Source organism: Corallincola spongiicola (genome assembly GCF_004284785.1).
Taxonomy (GTDB): Bacteria; Pseudomonadota; Gammaproteobacteria; order Enterobacterales; family Neiellaceae; genus Corallincola; species Corallincola holothuriorum.
The window spans coordinates 284,860-301,053 of record NZ_SHLY01000002.1; the positions used below are offsets into that span (position 1 = coordinate 284,860).

General features: G+C 48.6%; 11 protein-coding genes and 3 tRNA genes. 8 read left to right on the forward strand and 6 right to left on the reverse strand.

The features are described 5' to 3' along the window. The first annotated feature begins 10 nt into the window (after positions 1-10). From EXY25_RS06960 to efpL, 3 genes are all read left to right on the forward strand, one after another. A complete protein-coding gene (locus tag EXY25_RS06960; RefSeq protein WP_114336912.1) occupies positions 11-1,384 on the forward strand; it encodes an ATP-binding protein in 1,374 nt (457 codons plus the stop codon). After that, positions 1,371-1,847 (forward strand): response regulator, encoded by a 477-nt coding sequence (locus EXY25_RS06965; protein WP_114336913.1) that lies wholly within the window; start codon positions 1,371-1,373, stop codon positions 1,845-1,847. The genes EXY25_RS06960 and EXY25_RS06965 overlap by 14 nt, the downstream gene beginning before the upstream one ends. A gap of 208 nt (positions 1,848-2,055) precedes the next feature. Further along, on the forward strand, positions 2,056-2,622 hold the full coding sequence (gene efpL / locus EXY25_RS06970) for an elongation factor P-like protein EfpL (RefSeq protein WP_114336914.1): 567 nt from the start codon (positions 2,056-2,058) through the stop codon (positions 2,620-2,622). Positions 2,623-2,849: 227 nt separating this feature from the next. Here the strand turns inward: efpL and EXY25_RS06975 are convergent, their stop codons facing one another. The 6 genes from EXY25_RS06975 to rsgA all read right to left on the reverse strand — a co-directional run bounded on the left by EXY25_RS06975 (position 2,850) and on the right by rsgA (position 13,406). Further along, the gene (locus EXY25_RS06975; RefSeq protein ID WP_165419293.1) at positions 2,850-5,084 is read right to left on the reverse strand and encodes a carbohydrate-binding protein; all 2,235 of its coding nucleotides are present in this window, start codon (positions 5,082-5,084) and stop codon (positions 2,850-2,852) included. Positions 5,085-5,600: 516 nt separating this feature from the next. Beyond that, on the reverse strand, positions 5,601-7,001 hold the full coding sequence (locus EXY25_RS06980; protein ID WP_130566228.1) for an SLC13 family permease: 1,401 nt from the start codon (positions 6,999-7,001) through the stop codon (positions 5,601-5,603). Between the two features lie 156 nt (positions 7,002-7,157). Beyond that, complete coding sequence (locus EXY25_RS06985) at positions 7,158-10,418, reverse strand: mechanosensitive ion channel domain-containing protein (protein WP_130566229.1); 3,261 nt, start codon at positions 10,416-10,418, stop codon at positions 7,158-7,160. 121 nt (positions 10,419-10,539) lie between these two features. Next, on the reverse strand, positions 10,540-11,397 hold the full coding sequence (locus tag EXY25_RS06990) for a DMT family transporter (protein ID WP_130566230.1): 858 nt from the start codon (positions 11,395-11,397) through the stop codon (positions 10,540-10,542). Next, the gene (asd, locus tag EXY25_RS06995; RefSeq protein WP_130566231.1) at positions 11,394-12,254 is read right to left on the reverse strand and encodes an archaetidylserine decarboxylase; all 861 of its coding nucleotides are present in this window, start codon (positions 12,252-12,254) and stop codon (positions 11,394-11,396) included. The genes EXY25_RS06990 and asd overlap by 4 nt, the downstream gene beginning before the upstream one ends. 99 nt (positions 12,255-12,353) lie before the next feature. Next, on the reverse strand, positions 12,354-13,406 hold the full coding sequence (gene rsgA / locus EXY25_RS07000) for a small ribosomal subunit biogenesis GTPase RsgA (RefSeq protein WP_114337368.1): 1,053 nt from the start codon (positions 13,404-13,406) through the stop codon (positions 12,354-12,356). Positions 13,407-13,517: 111 nt separating this feature from the next. On the opposite strand from rsgA, the gene orn reads away from it, so the two are divergent. The 5 genes from orn to glgC all read left to right on the forward strand — a co-directional run bounded on the left by orn (position 13,518) and on the right by glgC (position 16,165). Continuing rightward, positions 13,518-14,060, forward strand: coding sequence for an oligoribonuclease (gene orn, locus EXY25_RS07005; protein WP_130566232.1), 543 nt, complete (start codon positions 13,518-13,520; stop codon positions 14,058-14,060). Between the two features lie 88 nt (positions 14,061-14,148). Beyond that, positions 14,149-14,224: transfer RNA gene (locus EXY25_RS07010), tRNA-Gly, on the forward strand. 27 nt (positions 14,225-14,251) lie between these two features. After that, positions 14,252-14,327, forward strand: a tRNA-Gly gene (locus tag EXY25_RS07015). Positions 14,328-14,356: 29 nt separating this feature from the next. Continuing rightward, positions 14,357-14,432 (forward strand) — tRNA-Gly (locus EXY25_RS07020). 437 nt (positions 14,433-14,869) lie between these two features. Further along, entirely contained in the window at positions 14,870-16,165 is a 1,296-nt protein-coding gene (gene glgC, locus EXY25_RS07025) for a glucose-1-phosphate adenylyltransferase (RefSeq protein ID WP_325048489.1), read from the forward strand. The last annotated feature ends 29 nt before the right edge of the window (positions 16,166-16,194 follow it).

Sequence of the window (16,194 nt, forward strand, 5' to 3'; positions counted from 1 at the left end):
GGGAATTTAGATGACCAGTGATATCCACGCCAAGATGGAGCGGCTGAAGAGAGCATATTTCGATGATGATGATCGACGCTTGCGTTTGGCTGAGGGTGAGATGCTGGTTGATCAGGGGGAGCGCAATGAACGCCTTTATCTATTGTTAGAAGGGCGGGTGATTGGCTATCGCGAACATGAACAGGATGGTCAAAAAGATCTGATTGAGGTGTTTCGTTCCGGCCCTGGTGCGTTTGTAGGGATGCACAGTTTCTTTTCCGGTGATTACATCAGCTCTACTCGTATTGTGGTTGAGAATGACGCCGAGCTGGCTTATATCGACCGCGGCGTGACTGCGGTTGAACCAGAAAAATATGGATCATTCGTTGAGCAGTTTATGCCTTTGATGGTCAGCGAGTTGGCTGCGCGCACACTGCGTGCAACACGACGTGCAGCGGAGAAAGAGGAAGCACAGGCAAATCTATACCGTGCCGAAAAGATGTCAACGTTAGGTCAGTTGGCGGCAGGCTTAGCCCATGAGATGAATAATGCCATCGGCGTGATCTCTCGTAAAACTGAATATATGTCGAACTTCCTTGATGAACTACTGCAGACACACCTGCCTGTGGAAGCTCGCTTTTATCGGAAAGGTCGGCAAAGTGGAGAGCATGGCGTTAGTGCTGAGATGCGCAAGCGAGTGCGTGACTATCAGCGCGCTTTTGATATATCTCGGCTTGCCGCGAAGCAGTTGGCGCGTATAGCCCCGACCATTGATGACGCCAAAAGTCTTGGCCCCGGTGTGCTATCTCAGCTCGATAATATGGCGCGTTACTGGGAATTGGGACGGGATATCCATGATATGGAGTTCGCAGCCTATCACGCTGCCAATATCGTTAAATCGGTGAAAGTACTGGGGCGTGGTGACTTTGAGCGGGGCCCTGAGACTGATATTGAGGAGTCGATCGTTGAAGCGATCGCTTTGGTGAAGTCAGATCTGCGGGCGGTCAATGTCGAGTTAGATCTGCAACCTCTGCCCACTGTGTTTGGCAATATCACCGAGCTGGTTCAAGTCTGGGTGAATCTATTGAAAAATGCCGTTGATGCCATGGTGATCGCCAAGACCAATAACCCGACTGTGACGGTGAAGTCGAAAGTATATAAATATCATCTGGAAGTCAGTGTGACTGACAACGGTCCGGGTGTACCAGAAGAATTAAAAGAAAAAATATTCCAACCTGATTTCACCACTAAGAAGAGCGGTTTGTCGTTCGGCTTGGGATTAGGGTTGGCTATTGTGCAACGCTTGGTTGAGAGCTATCAGGGCGAAGTGGTTCTGCGTAGCCGACCGGGAAAAACCACATTTAAAGTCAAGTTACCGATAGGGGGCACGCATGGAAACTATTAATATCGTCTGCGTTGATGACCAGCCGGAAGTGCTGGATGCAGTGATAAAAGATCTGTCGACGCTGGCGGTGCATTTTAATATTGAAGAAGCGGAATCTGCTGACGAATGTTTGGATCTGCTGGATGAGTTGGAAGCCCGTGGCGAGCTTGTTGGTTTGGTCATTTCTGATCATGTGATGCCGGGAACCAGCGGTGTCGATCTGTTGGGACAGATCTCGGAAGATGGTCGTTTTGCTCATACCAAAAAGATATTGCTAACCGGGCAGGCTACGCACAAAGATACTATTAATGCCATCAATGCTGCCCGTATAGATCATTACTTCGAGAAGCCCTGGCAGGTGGATGAATTGACAGAGACTTGTCGTCGTTTATTGACCGAGTTTATTCTGGATCAGGGCTTGGATTACGAAGAGATTTTACCCGCGTTAGATCAGCCAACCTTGTATAAAAAATTAAAAGGCTGAACTCTATTCTTTTGCGAAGGGGGTGGCCGTTGCGTGTTGTTGCTGCCGGCTTGTGCGCTGAAGTTGACTTGGTTACAGGGATTCTGGCTATAACGCACTGATGTATAAAGCATAATATTTCGCTTTATAAGTTGTACGCCTGCTCATCTATTGCGTAAACAGACGAATATGGTAGTTTGATAGCGTTTTTATCTTAGGACTAAAGAAGATGCCAAAGGCAAGTGAAATAAAGAAAAATACGGCGATTGAATTTAATGGCAGAGTCTTAGTGGTAAGAGACATCGAGCGCTCTGTTCCGCAAGGGCGTGCCGGTGGTAGCTTATACCGTATGCGCATGTATGACGTGGTGAATGGCGGCAAGGTCGACGAAACCTTTAAAGACTCAGACATGCTTAATCTTGCAGATTTAACGCGTCGCCCCGTCATGTTTTCCTATATCGATGGTGACGAGTATGTGTTCATGGACAATGAAGACTACACGCCTTATCACATCAACAAAGAATCGATCGCCGATGAGATCCTGTTTATCAATGAAGACACCAGTGGCGTATTGGTCGTTATCGTTGATGAGTCGCCAGTGGGCATCGACTTGCCGACCTCGGTAGAATTGGAAATTGTTGAAACTGATCCTTCAATTAAAGGCGGTTCGGCGACAGCGCGAACAAAGCCCGCCACACTATCGACCGGATTAGTTGTGCAGGTGCCAGAGCATATCTCCAGTGGTGACAAAATTAAGATCAATGTTGAAGAGCGTAAGTTCACTGGCAGAGCTTGATTAAGCGATGAGATCGATGGCGTAAGCACATTGCTTAACGTCATGTGATAGTGGCAAGAGGTGTAGGATAGCGTTCCTACACCTTTTTTGTTGTCTGTTAGAGCGGTTTACTGCGCGACAATCAGCAAGATGAATACACCTAGCTGCGGACGAGAATGCCAATCTTTTCAACATTTGGCCGAGCCCCTCCCGCAGAGGCGGGCGGGAGAAGCGTCAGTCAGCTATTTCTATTTACACTGCGATGTACCGCACATGCAAATACTCTCATCTGAACGACTGTTTAGACAGTCAGTTGCACCACTCCCAAAGATGTTTCTACATTGGGCTGTCGTATTGCACTGATCCTCACCAAACTCATTCGCCGGCCTAAACTCTATCCAGTTGATATTAAATAGGCTTGAGTCCACATATAGACGAAGCTGTTGATTGCTTTGGTCATCAATATATACATTTTCCAAGACTGCTGTTTGCCAGTTTTGCCAACCGCCGGTGCCATTGAAGTTAATGCTACCTAACGGCTTATTGTTCAACTCTAAGCTGAGACTTTTGCCGCTTGAGCCGTCAGCAGCCACGCGCATATGAATGTCATAGTAGCCACTGGCAATGTTACCAATGGTGTATTGCAGCCATTCGTTTTCCGCGATCCAGCCAACCATGTAACCGCCACCGATATCTGAGGCAATGCCAATATCGACGTCATCTTTACGATAATTACCGCCATGGTTGCCTGTTGAGTTATCACGGTAGCCGATGCCTTCCCCTCCGTTGTCGTAATCTTCGGCTTGAATAATGCCTGGGATAGCGTGGGTTTTGAATGCACTGCCATCACTGTTGTCAATGAGTTCTGCTTCAAACCAATTAAGGTTTAGTAAGTAGCCTTTGCCACCTGAGAATGTGATATTTATGTCTTGCAGACCCGCAGCCAATACGGCTTCTGCGGTTACTGTTTTCCAGCTTTGCCAACCACCTGTATTTGCAACATTGATGGACGTTAAACGACTATTGTTGCTATTTAAAACTATATTTCCGCCGGCAGTTTTACTGGCAACACGGAATTTAAACTGGTAAGTGCCAGATGTTTCAATATTCACTTTATATATTGCTGAATCACCATCTTCTATATAACCAATATTTTTTCCTTTGCCATGGTCGGTTGTTGCTTCAGTCTTAATGCCGCTTTGATTATAAAAAGACTCAGCCTCTATTTTTCCGGGGATTTGACCTTGTTGTGGTACCTCGTTATTACCTTCCACAAGCTTCCAAGTACGCACCCAGTCGACCAACATAGCGTTTCTGGAGTTATCTTTTAACGATTCGATGGTGGGCAACCCTACCCACTGCGATGCTAACGTTTCTGTATCGAATATCATATGTAGATTTTCGGTAAATGCGGTATTCGGTTTTATTTCAAATACCTTCTTACCGTTGTGATAGAACCATAAGTTATTAGCATCTTTCCACCATAAGCCATAACGGTGGAACTCATCTCTACCTCGGGTTGCCATCTTATAAGAGTTTGCTTTTGACGCGCCAGACTGAGTGCCATAAATATGTGTGTTGGCTTCATATAGATATGATTTAGTTTTATCGACATCGCCTTTAGTTGCGTGTCCAATATGCTCGATTACATCAATCTCGGAGAACTTGCCCATACGAAACCAGAATGAAGAACTCATGGCGGTATTTGAGGCGCGCATCGACGTCTCGTAATACCATCCTGGTTGTGCCATTTTGGTCTTGGAAGAAACGGCAGCCGCATCGACCCACACATCCTCATATGGTTTTGATACTTCCGACATACTGTCTATGCGACTGGTGCTGCGAAGATACAAAAAGCCATCCTTTACAAATGAGTTGCCCTTTTTAAACTGTGACGGCAGACGCCCTGACCAACCAGGATGGTAGTCATACCATTTAGTGCTATCGAGCGTGTTGCCATTAAAGTTGTCAGAAAGTGCATCGACTCGTTGCCATTTGTAGCCTGCGGGCGCCGCAAATGGAGGGTTGGTGGGGGCAGGTTGAGAGACAATGTCTGAGTCACTGCTATAAACACTTAAATCCCATTTTGGACCTATAAGTGAGCACCCACTTTCGCCTTTGTCGACACGTCCCGGGCAGACTTTCTCGTCTTTGACCTTTTTGCCGTCGATAGTGATGGCGTCGTCATGGCCTGGTTCATGGCCGCACTGAACCGTGTTGTAGACTGGGTTACTGCCTTTGCCTGGCCCCGGGCCGATTTTCGCGCATACTTCTCTCACACTTTTCTGGCCTTGGGGGGTTGCTACTTTGTAATCGCCAATGCCGTGATCAAATGTACTGGCGCAATAACATTTTCCATTACTAGAGTAGCTGTCTGCCCAATTCTTTTTTGGGGTGATGGCTAAACTGTTACTGCTATATAAAGAAAAAAATGCCGTAAACATACAGGCAGTTGCGTATGCTAGAAATTTTACTTTCTTCATCCTTGCTCTCCGTAGGTAGGGGAATATTTTCATACAACCAACGAAGGCTGCATTTTATGCGGCAAACTGATTGATATTTATTATTCAGAAAATGAGATGGGTAAACTAAAGCTTCAACCTCATTAATCTAATGTATTAATCAGTTAACTATCGGTTTATATGAACCTTATGATTCCCCAAGATAAAGAGTCTTAATAGTAAGTGCAACTAAATGAATTTAATCATTAAATAGTGTTTAAGCGGTTGTTATATTAGTTAATAAGAGATTTTTGTTGTGAGCGTATTAATAATAATGTTTTTAGCGTCTAAAGTATTATTAGTGAGTGGTGCAAAGGGAGTAATTAGTATTTGCTAACGGTTGGGGGCGTTGTGAATATCGATAGGCTTGATGGTGCTTTCTTACGCACGATCTTTGCACTTGTTCAGTCTCAAGGAGAGTGAACAAGTGCTTGTCATTGGTGATATTACCCCTCGTTTGGGGCATACCTATATTTTTTTAAGTAGTCGAGCTGCTGGTTAGAGCATTAGTTTCGCGACCACCAGTAAAATCAAGATACCCAAACTACTGACGATGATACCTACTTTGGCCATGTCGCCATTGCTGATTTTGCCCGACGCATAGGCCAGTGCATTGGGTGGGGTGCTTACCGGTAATACCATGCCCATCGAAGCGGACATCGCCACGATAATCAGCAGCAGTCGCACATCTTCGAGCTGGCCACTGGCGCTGAGGGTGGTGGCCATTGCGGCGGCGATGGGCATCAGTAAGTTAGCCGTGGCGGTATTGGACATAAAGTTCGCCATCATCCAGCACAATATTGCCAGTGATACGATGATCCAGAAGACGGTCATCACCGAGTAGTCAACACTGTGGGCCAGTGACGAGGCGAGCCCGGTATTTTCTAGTGCTGCACCAATGGCGATACCACCAGCGACGAGCCAAATCACATCCCAGTTGAATTTTTTCAGATCTTCTTTGGTGATAATCCGGGTCATGGTGAATACCGTGAGCGGCAGTATTGCCACCACGTAGGCATTCATGCCGTGCAGTTTGGTGGTCAACCACAACAGGATAGTGGTGGCGAATGTGATGTAGACGATCCATGCCTGAGGGCTGCGGCGGAACTTACTGTCGATGTTAACTTTGACTTCCGCTGACTGGGTTGGAAATAGTTTCTGTAGCAGTACCCAGGCGAATGCCAGCATGACGATAACAAATGGGATAGCGAAGGCCATCCAAGTACCAAAACTGACGCTGTGTTCACCCACTAAGTATTGCAGTGCAATGGCGTTAGGTGGCGTGCCAATTGGGGTACCAATACCACCAACGTTGGCGGCGACCGGCACGGCCAGTACCAAGCCGCGTACGCCAGGGTCTTCGTCAGATAAGCCGCTAAGGACCGGTGCCAAGATCGCGAGCATCATCACTGTGGTTGCGGTGTTGGACATAAACATGGAGAAGACAGCGGTGATCAGCATCAGCCCCAACATCACAAACTTGGGTTGGGTGCCAAACGGTTTCAGTAGCACGCGGGCGAGGTTGATATCTAACTCATATTTTGTGGCGGCGACGGCTAAAGCAAAGCCACCTAAAAACAGAATAATAATAGGTGAACTAAACGCGGCAAAAATAGATTTATAGTGCAGTAACAGTGCTGGATCTTGCTGCTGTATGGCTGAGATGGCGGGTGCCAGCCCTTGATTGGAAATCAATGTCAGCAGCAGGCTGATGATGAGCAATGATGTGGCAAATACCGGGATCGGTTCTAACACCCAAAGTAAGGCTGCCAGTACAAAAATTGCCAGCAGACGTTGCTGAACGATGTTAATGCCCGCCAGGGGGATCCACTCTATTGGCATCAGCATGACGACCACAAAGCAAATCACACAGAACAGCATTTTTTTCCATTCAACCATGACACGTATCCGTTCCTGAACTGAATCAATGGCGCTCAGCTTATCGTTAAGTTGCTCTTATAACTGTTGAAATGATCGGCATTCTTGTTGCCAATTGAGCTGGCAGGCAGTTATCTGCCTGCCCTTTGATCACTATCAATCACTGACTTTCTAAGACTATTTACCTCGAAACATATGCACATCGAGTTGCGGGAAGGCGATAGTCACGCCATGGTCATTAAACTTGGCGTTAATCAGCTGGTGCATACGATGAGTGACCGGTAGGCGTTGACCCAATTCAGAGGTAAATACACGCACTTCAAAGTCCAAGGTACTGTTACCGAAGCCAAGGAAAAACACGCTGGGCTCAGGTGTGTCTAATACATTGGCACACTCTTGCGTCGTTTCACGCAGCAGTCTTTCCACTAAATCAACATCTGAGCCATAGGCGACCCCGACTTTAAGCACCACGCGGGTGATGCCATCGCTGAGCGACCAGTTGATAAATTGTTGAGTAATAAAGGTCTTATTAGGGATAACTATCTCTTTTCTATCCCAGTCAACAATAGTAGTGGCGCGGATATGAATTTTACTCACCGTACCACTGAGGTTATCAATGGTGACGGTATCCCCTGGTCGAATAGGACGTTCAAACAGGATGATCAGACCTGAGACCATATTGGCGAAGATCTCTTGCAGGCCGAAGCCCAAGCCAACACCCAGTGCGGCAACTAGCCACTGCAATTTAGACCATTCAAAGCCAATAATACTAAAGCCCCAGAGCAAACCAATGAGCGTTGCGCCATAACGGGTGAGGGTGGAGATGGCAAAGCCGACGCCGGGCTCCAATGTTAAACGTTGTAAGATGGCCAGCTCTATTAAACTAGGCAGGTTGCGGGCAATAATAAAGGTCATGATCAGGGTGATCGCCCCGGTCAGCATCTTTTTCAAGGTGATATCCACGGTGACATCGCCGCTTTGCGTTTGCCAAGCCACAATGTCGTCCAGCCAGGTTAGGGCAGACAGTACATCACTCCATACGGCCATCAGCACAAATGCGAGGCCCAGTAGTAAACTGGTGCGAATTAAGCGCAGCGCTTGCGCTTTGAGTTGATCAACGTCTACTTCGTACTCTTCCAGTTCAATCGTTTTATCAACACTGGTGTCTTCCTGATTTTGCTCTTTCTCGCGTTGCGCAATCAGTTCTGCACGTTTTGCCTTGGCTCGTTCATAGGCCACTCGGCGTTCCTGGATGGCCATAAAGCGGTAGGCAACTAAATAGATTAGCCAAAATCCACTGCTGATAATTAGCGAGTCGGCCACCAAGCTTAGCAACACGCGTCCGGAATAGTAGTAACCACTAAACGAGGCGATGAATGCGGCGAATGGAACACAAATTAGCGTCCAGCGGAACAGTGTGAACCATTTCTTTTGTTGCGAAGAGAAGTTGACGTGTTGCAGATAAACGTAGGTAACGCGTTGCAGCATCACGATAAGCAACAAACACATCACCATAAACAGCATTCTACCCAGCCCGGCATTGATCAACGGATCGCTAAAGTGGTTACTGAATGAGGAGATTGCAGCGATGGGGATATAGGCCATACCAAACTGGTAAATAACCTTGGCAAAAGCACTGGTGACCTTAACATTGCGGCCAAAATGACAACAAAGTACGCCGTCTGGGCGGCATAGATGATGAATAAGTAGCACGACCATTAGAGTGTAGGAGGTACTTTGGGCTGAACTGCCTACCGCAGATGCATGGGGGTGTTCCCATGGAGGTATGTGGAACAGCCAAGCGAGTCCGAGCAGGGGCAGTAGGTAGATGGCGGCGGCGAAGAAGCTCCATGCCAGCGCTTTCAGCGTGTAGCTGATGTCATCTTGGGTAACACGCCCAACCGGTTTCGCTAGCCCGGAGATCTCTTGTTGCAGATAACGTCGTTTGGTGTTGTGCAGCAAGAAGGTCAGCAAACAGATGGCAATAAACAGACTCAGTTTCAACGGTGAGCTTTGGGCGGCGAGCTTTATATCGATCCAAATACCCTGATCGGCAAAGCGTGGGACACTTTTAATGGCACTGATAAGCCATCCAAAGCTGATCGGTTTGGCATTGGCAACCCATAATAGGTGCTGGCTGATCAGTTCTCGCAAAGCCTCGGCATTTGCCAGGCGTTGTTTCTCTTCGCCCTGATACTTTGCCAGCTCGAGAATATATTTTTCTTGCAGGTTTGTGAGTTGGTTGACGAGTTGCTCACGGGTATCCAGTAGCTTGTTTAACCGCTCGCGCTTCGCAGGGGTGAGTAAGGTTTTTTGCTCGGCCAATAGCGATTGTATCAGGCCGCTTCTGTCTTTTAGTAGGTCGGCTTGTTCTCGATAGCGGAAACGCCATACGCGTGCCTTAGCGATACGCTCTTCAAGTGTGGTATCGGGTTTAACCTGATTGAGGGATTCATATTGACCCAGTAATCGTTCACCTAATGCGGCACCCATGTCACTTAAGCCGAGCTGTTCCTGCAGTAACGAGCGCTCTTGCATCAACTCGTTTGATGCTGCGGCGGTCTGAGTGCGTAAGCTGGAGGTGTGCTCGATTAGTTCGGTCAGGTTGGTGAGGTGTGTTGCCCACTCTTCGTTTTTCGCTGCTTGCTCGGTGAGTAGCGGGTCTTGCTCCTGTAACTGGGATTCTGCTCCCTGCTTTGCAGCTTCAACCAGTTCGGCTGTGTCTGCGCGTCGCTGTTTACTTAATCGCTCTCGCCACTCGTTGAGTTGTTGATTGAGCTGGTCTTGCTTCAGTGACACCCATTCACGCTCTAGACGGTAGAGTTCAAGACGGTTGTTGCTACTAAGCTGCTCAATCTCTAACGCCTGTACCGCGGCGGCAACACGATTGATTTTAGCGATGACGAGCCACTGTTGGGCTTCCCCCTCTTTCGCTGTACTGGCGGCAGGGGCTTTACTGAGTTGTTGCCTTAATGCGCGTTGTTCGGTTTTCAGCTTGTCGATATCTTGCGGGATCAAGGGGATGCGTTGATTTATGCGTGTAATACGTTGGTCTAAGGCGCTCAGCCGACTCTGCTCTTGGACTAACTCGGCATCTTTTTGCGAAATCAGTAGCTCTAATTTACTGTCATCCTTGGGCGCGGCGGCCTGCTTCTGCTTTTGTAATTGAGTGAATTCGGCAGCTCGTTGATTGCTTAGGTCGGCATAGTTATCGATAATTTTCTGATAACGCGATCGCGTCTCTTCAGCATCATGGGTCAATCTGAGTTCCGATAAAATACTCTCATAGAGACGCGCCAGCTCCGGGGAACTTTCGGTATTCAGTGCCGCTAATTTGGCTTCCAGTTCGGTAGCGTCAGGGATGTCGGTTTTATCCCCCGCGGCGAAAGACAGATGACTGCAAAGCAATAGGCTCAGAGTGAGAACTAGAAAGCGCATAAATAAGAGATCCTTATTGTTATCTCTTTATCCTAGGTGCAGCGCCGCATAACAGGCAAGTCTTTGTTTGCTGATGAATATTATTCAGAGGATACGGTGCTGGTGGTGACGGGGGGCTGTTTTAACGGCGCTGGGCGCGCCAGGTTTCCCAAATCGCAGCACTGATCACAATGCTGCCACCTATGACCGTGGTGAGCGATGGATACTCATTCAAGATCCAGATGGCTGCAAGGGTGCCATAAAGTGGTTGCAGACAGGAGACTAAGCCGACGGTTTTTGCAGGTAACTTACGCAGGCTTTCTGCTACCATCGCATGGGGCATAGCGGTAAATACGATGCCCAAGAGTGCTAATAACATCCAACTATGGGGGCTTACATCCGTGGGCGGGATCTCAAGCAGTACCGACAAGATGATGGCGGCAACAGCGGTTTGGTAGCTCATCGCCTGAGGGCCGCTATAGCGACTAAACAGACGTTTATGAAAAATATTGCGTAACGTGTATAGCAGTGCTGAAAACAGTCCCGTGGCAATTCCCAGCGTCACTTCATTACCGAATGATGGAGCGGGAACCATCAAAATAATGCCGGCGAGCACAGCGACGGCGGCAAACAGATCGGCCTTATGCGGTAACTGCTTGTTAAACAGTGGTTCTAATACCACGGTCATCACCGGGAAGCTAAATAGTGCGATCATGCCGATGGCAATGCCGGCCAGTTGCATGGCGGCAAAATAGGTTACCCAATGGAAACCCACCAACACCCCAAGGAACACCGCGATCAGATAGTCTTTACCGCAGGCCAAGCGCAGTTTTTTACCTGAAACGAGCAGAAAACTGGCAAGAAAAAGGGCGGCGACTACACAGCGAAAGACCGTTATTTCAAGCGCGGGTAGTGGGATTAACTTGGCGAACAGGGCGGTACCGCCAAACAGCAGTACCGATCCATGCAGGTAGCATAAGCTGCGACCACTGTCGGTCATTTGCGGCTGGCCATCGCCTCGCCCATACGTGTTACCACACCATTTTCAAGCTCAGGGTTGAAGTTGATAGCGTCTTTGCCGAATAGCATCACCACGGTAGAACCAAGCTTGAAGCGGCCCATCTCTTCGCCGCGCTTAAGCTTCACAGCTTCGTTGCCCTCTGCGGGATAGGTCCAACGGAATACTTGCTTGCCTGCTGGAGGCGTGACGGTGCCAGCCCAAACGGTTTCGATGCTGGCAACGATGGTGGCGCCGACCAATACCATCGCCATCGGGCCAATTTCGGTATCAAAAATCGCAACAACACGCTCATTACGCGCAAACAATTCAGGGACATTTTCTGCGGTCAGTGGGTTTACCGAGAACAGTTTACCCGGCACGTAGATCATCTCTTTGAGTGTGCCGTCGAGCGGCATGTGCATACGATGATAGTCACGCGGAGCAAGATAGATGGTCGCGAAGTCACCCTGATTAAATGGTTCGGCAGTGGCAGGATCACCGCCAAGCAGGGCAGTACTCGTATAGTGGAACCCTTTGGCTTGGAAAATTCGGCCCTCTTCAATTGGGCCCAACTGGCTGACGGTACCATCGACAGGGTGTACCAATGAGTGGCTGTTTTCATCGAGAGGACGGACACCCTCTTTAAGAGGGCGAGTGAAGAACTGATTAAAGCTACTGTAGGCTTCGGGTGCCGATTCCACCGCTTCCGACATGTTGACCTGATACTTACCGATAAACCAACGGATAAACGCTGTGGTGACCTTGCCCGCTTCTGCGGCGGCTATCCAACCGACTAAGCGGGATAAACCATGTTGTGGGAAACAGTATTGTAAGGCGACTTTTAGTTTATCTAACACGTTGTTCTCACTTAAAAATAAATAAATTTCTTGGTGCAGTGCTGCGGCATTTTAGACCATCAGCCGTTGACTGTCATCGCAGCTCGGTTATGGCTGCGCCTATAAAGGACGCTGTCGCTTCGGTTTGTCACTGTCCATGGTGGTTAAGATATGATGATAGTTGTCATATCTGAGTTGGCTAATCTCGCCGAGTTCCACTTTTTCGCGAATAATACAGCCAGGATCGTCACCGTGTTTACAGTCTCTGAAGCGGCAACCGCCAATCAGCTCTCTAAGTTCTCTAAAGCACCAGGTCACCCGCTCAGGCTCTAGATGCCATAAGGCAAACTCACGCACCCCAGGTGAGTCAATTAAATCGCCTCCGCCCGGTAGGTGTAATAATTTGGCCGCAGTGGTGGTGTGTTGGCCTAAGCCTGAATTACTGGATACATCACCGATCACCTCTTCCGCTTCTGGTAACAGTGAATTGATCAGCGATGATTTCCCGACACCGGACTGACCAACAAACACACTGATACGGTCGATGAGGGCAGTTCTGATCGGCTCTAAGCCTTCAAAGGTGAGGCTGCTGGCTTCTAACACTCGGTAACCCAGCTTGCGATAATTCTCCAATACTGGCGCTATCTCTTGCCGCGTTGCATCATCCAATAGATCGGTTTTATTCAGCACAATGACGGGTTCGATCTCGATATTTTCTGAAGCCACCAGATAACGATCAATGATCTGACTGGAAAATGCCGGCAACACGGAGGTGACAATTAGGATCTGATCGATATTGGCTGCGACGGGCTTTAGGCCATCGTAGAAATCGGGACGGCACAGTTCGCTGGTTCGGGGTTGTACCACTTCGACAACGCCACCTAAACCACTGGATTCATCTGCTTGCTTATAGGCGCGCCAGATCACCTTGTCACCGGTGACCAGGCTTTCTATGGTGCGGCGACTGTTGCAGCGTCGGATCTTGCCGTCTTCACTTTCAACGTCACAGTGCTGACCAAAGCGGCTGACGATCACGCCGGTTTGTGGCGTATCGAGTTGGTCATCTTCTGGCAGCGCTGAATCTAAGGAGCCCTCAGCTTTGTCGAGACGGCGCTTTTGATTTGCGCGAACTCTGCGGATCTGCCCTTTGGTCAGTTTCTTCTTTTTAGCCACAAACTCTATCCAGTGTCCGGGTTGGGGGTTTTGCAAATTACCAGTATGATACTGCATTTAGGGCTGCGATGACCGCATCATTCGTTGTGGGGCAGCTAGCAGGGGATAGAGATGGTAGTCAGCGAAGATAATCTGGTGTGGGTTGACCTGGAAATGACAGGCTTAGATCCGCGTAATGACGTGATAATCGAGATGGCGACCATTGTCACTGACAAGGAGTTGAACATCTTGGCAGAAGGTCCTGTGCTGGCGATCCACCAACCGGAGGAAGCGCTGGCGGCAATGGATGAGTGGTGCACGACAACCCACACCAATAGTGGCCTAGTGGAGCGTGTTCGAGCCAGTAAGGTCACTGAGCAAGACGCCATCGAGCAAACGCTGGCATTTCTCAAGCAATGGGTGCCCGCTGGCAAGTCACCTATGTGTGGTAACAGCATTGGCCAGGATCGTCGCTTTTTAGACGCCTATATGCCTGAATTAGAAACGTTCTTTCATTATCGCAATATCGATGTCAGTACTATTAAAGAGCTTTGTCGGCGCTGGACGCCGGAGTTATTGGCTGGTTTTACCAAGCAAGGTACGCATCTGGCGCTTGATGATATTCGTGAGTCAATTGCAGAGTTGAAGTACTATCGAGCGCACTTCTTTAAGTGAAAATTGGCATCTGGGCTTGCATTGCCCTCTTAATTTTGTAAAATGCGGCTCGCCTTGTGGGAATGACCTCCGCAAAGCACGTTGATAAGCGGCACTAGCTCAGCTGGTAGAGCGCGACCTTGCCAAGGTCGAGGTCACGAGTTCGAACCTCGTGTGCCGCTCCAATTCAACATGATGTCCAGAAATACGAAGCGGCACTAGCTCAGCTGGTAGAGCGCGACCTTGCCAAGGTCGAGGTCACGAGTTCGAACCTCGTGTGCCGCTCCAATTTTCTCTTCTTAAGGCATCTTCTATAAGCGGCACTAGCTCAGCTGGTAGAGCGCGACCTTGCCAAGGTCGAGGTCACGAGTTCGAACCTCGTGTGCCGCTCCAATTTTCCTCTATTTTTTCATTATTCTCATTTTTCGTTTCTTGCTATTCGATATTCGCTATTTTCTGAAGCTGCGTCCGATCGCTTTTCGCGAGCATCGATTTATTGTTCACCATTGGTATTTTCAGCAAGCGTTGAGCTGACAAGCAAGTGCTTGAATCAAGCTCGTTGTCTTGATTGACTGCTCTCGCAGTATATTTTGGATGGTCGACTAGACCATTGCTGTGTTCATTAAAACCATCAGAAGCGGCTCTAGCTGGTTAATCTGCGCCAATTGTTCTGTGGCTGTCGCGGTTGGCGATTAATATTCCGGCAACTGCGGGCTTATTTCGTTATAAACATCGATTTTTCAATATTTTTTTACCATTGGCTATCGCTTGCTTTGCACTAAGCAACTAGATTGTGAAGTGTCGTTAAGCTGTCGAAGCGGAAAGGAACGGTGAAAAACGGAATGCCCTCTTCTCGGATCCCGGGAAATTATGTCAATGAGTTAACTCGCTCAACACTGGCGATGATTTTAGCTGGTGGTCGTGGCGAGCGCTTAATGCACTTGACCCGTGCCCGTGCCAAGCCCGCAACACCTTTTGGCGGTAAATATCGCATCATCGACTTTACCCTATCTAACTGCGTGAATTCCGGTATCAGGCGTATCGGTGTGCTGACGCAATACAAGGCTTCAGAACTGATCATCCATCTGCAGCGCGCTTGGGGTCACTTTCGCGGTGAGTTTGGCGAGTTTGTTAATATCATTCCGGCGCAGCAGCAGATCGGTACCAGTTGGTACCGCGGGACGGCAGATGCGATCTATCAAAATCTGAGTTTTCTGCGCGACCAACGACCTGAACGCGTGCTTATTCTCGGTGGCGATCATGTATATAAGATGGATTACACCTTGCTGCTCTCCCAGCATGTGGAAACCGGTGCAGATATCACCATCGGCTGTATTCCTGTGCCAAAAGAGCGGGGCGCTGAGTTTGGTGTTATGTCGATTGATGACAATCATCGTATTACCGAGTTTGTTGAAAAGCCGGAACAGCCAACACCTATGCCTGGACGGGAAGATATGACGTTAGCCAGCATGGGTATCTATGTGATTGAGATGGCGTTTCTAGAAAAAATGCTGATGGCCGATGGCAGTAATCCCCATTCAAGCCACGATTTTGGTATGGATATTATTCCTAAGTGTGTGGCTCATCATAATACCTACGCTTATTGCTACGAGGATGATAGCGCATCGGTACAGCCGTATTGGAAAGATGTAGGGAACATTGATGAATATTACCAGGCCAGTATGGACCTGGTGAACATCGACCCTGAACTTAATTTGTATGATGAGCGTTGGCCTATCTGGACCTATCAAGAGCAGCTTCCTGCCGCCAAGTTTGTGTTTGAGGATGAAAAGTATTGTGGCATGGCGCTAAACAGCATGGTTTCAGCTGGCTGTATTATCTCTGGGGGCGTGGTTAAGCGTTCCTTACTCTCATACAAAGTGACGGTTGAGCAGGGCTCCAGTGTTGAGGACGCCGTGTTAATGCCGTCGGTACAAGTTGGACGGCATTGCCGTATTCGCCGAGCTGTGATCGCCGAGCGCTGCGAGATCCCTGATGGCATGGTGATTGGAGAAGACTTGGTTCTAGATGCAAAGCGGTTTTATGTCAGCCGCAATGGCGTCGTTGTGGTGGTGCCAGAAATGATCGATGCGTGGCAGCGTGAACAAGCAAAAACTGATTCTTGATCCCGATCATTGCCAAGTCTAATTGCACT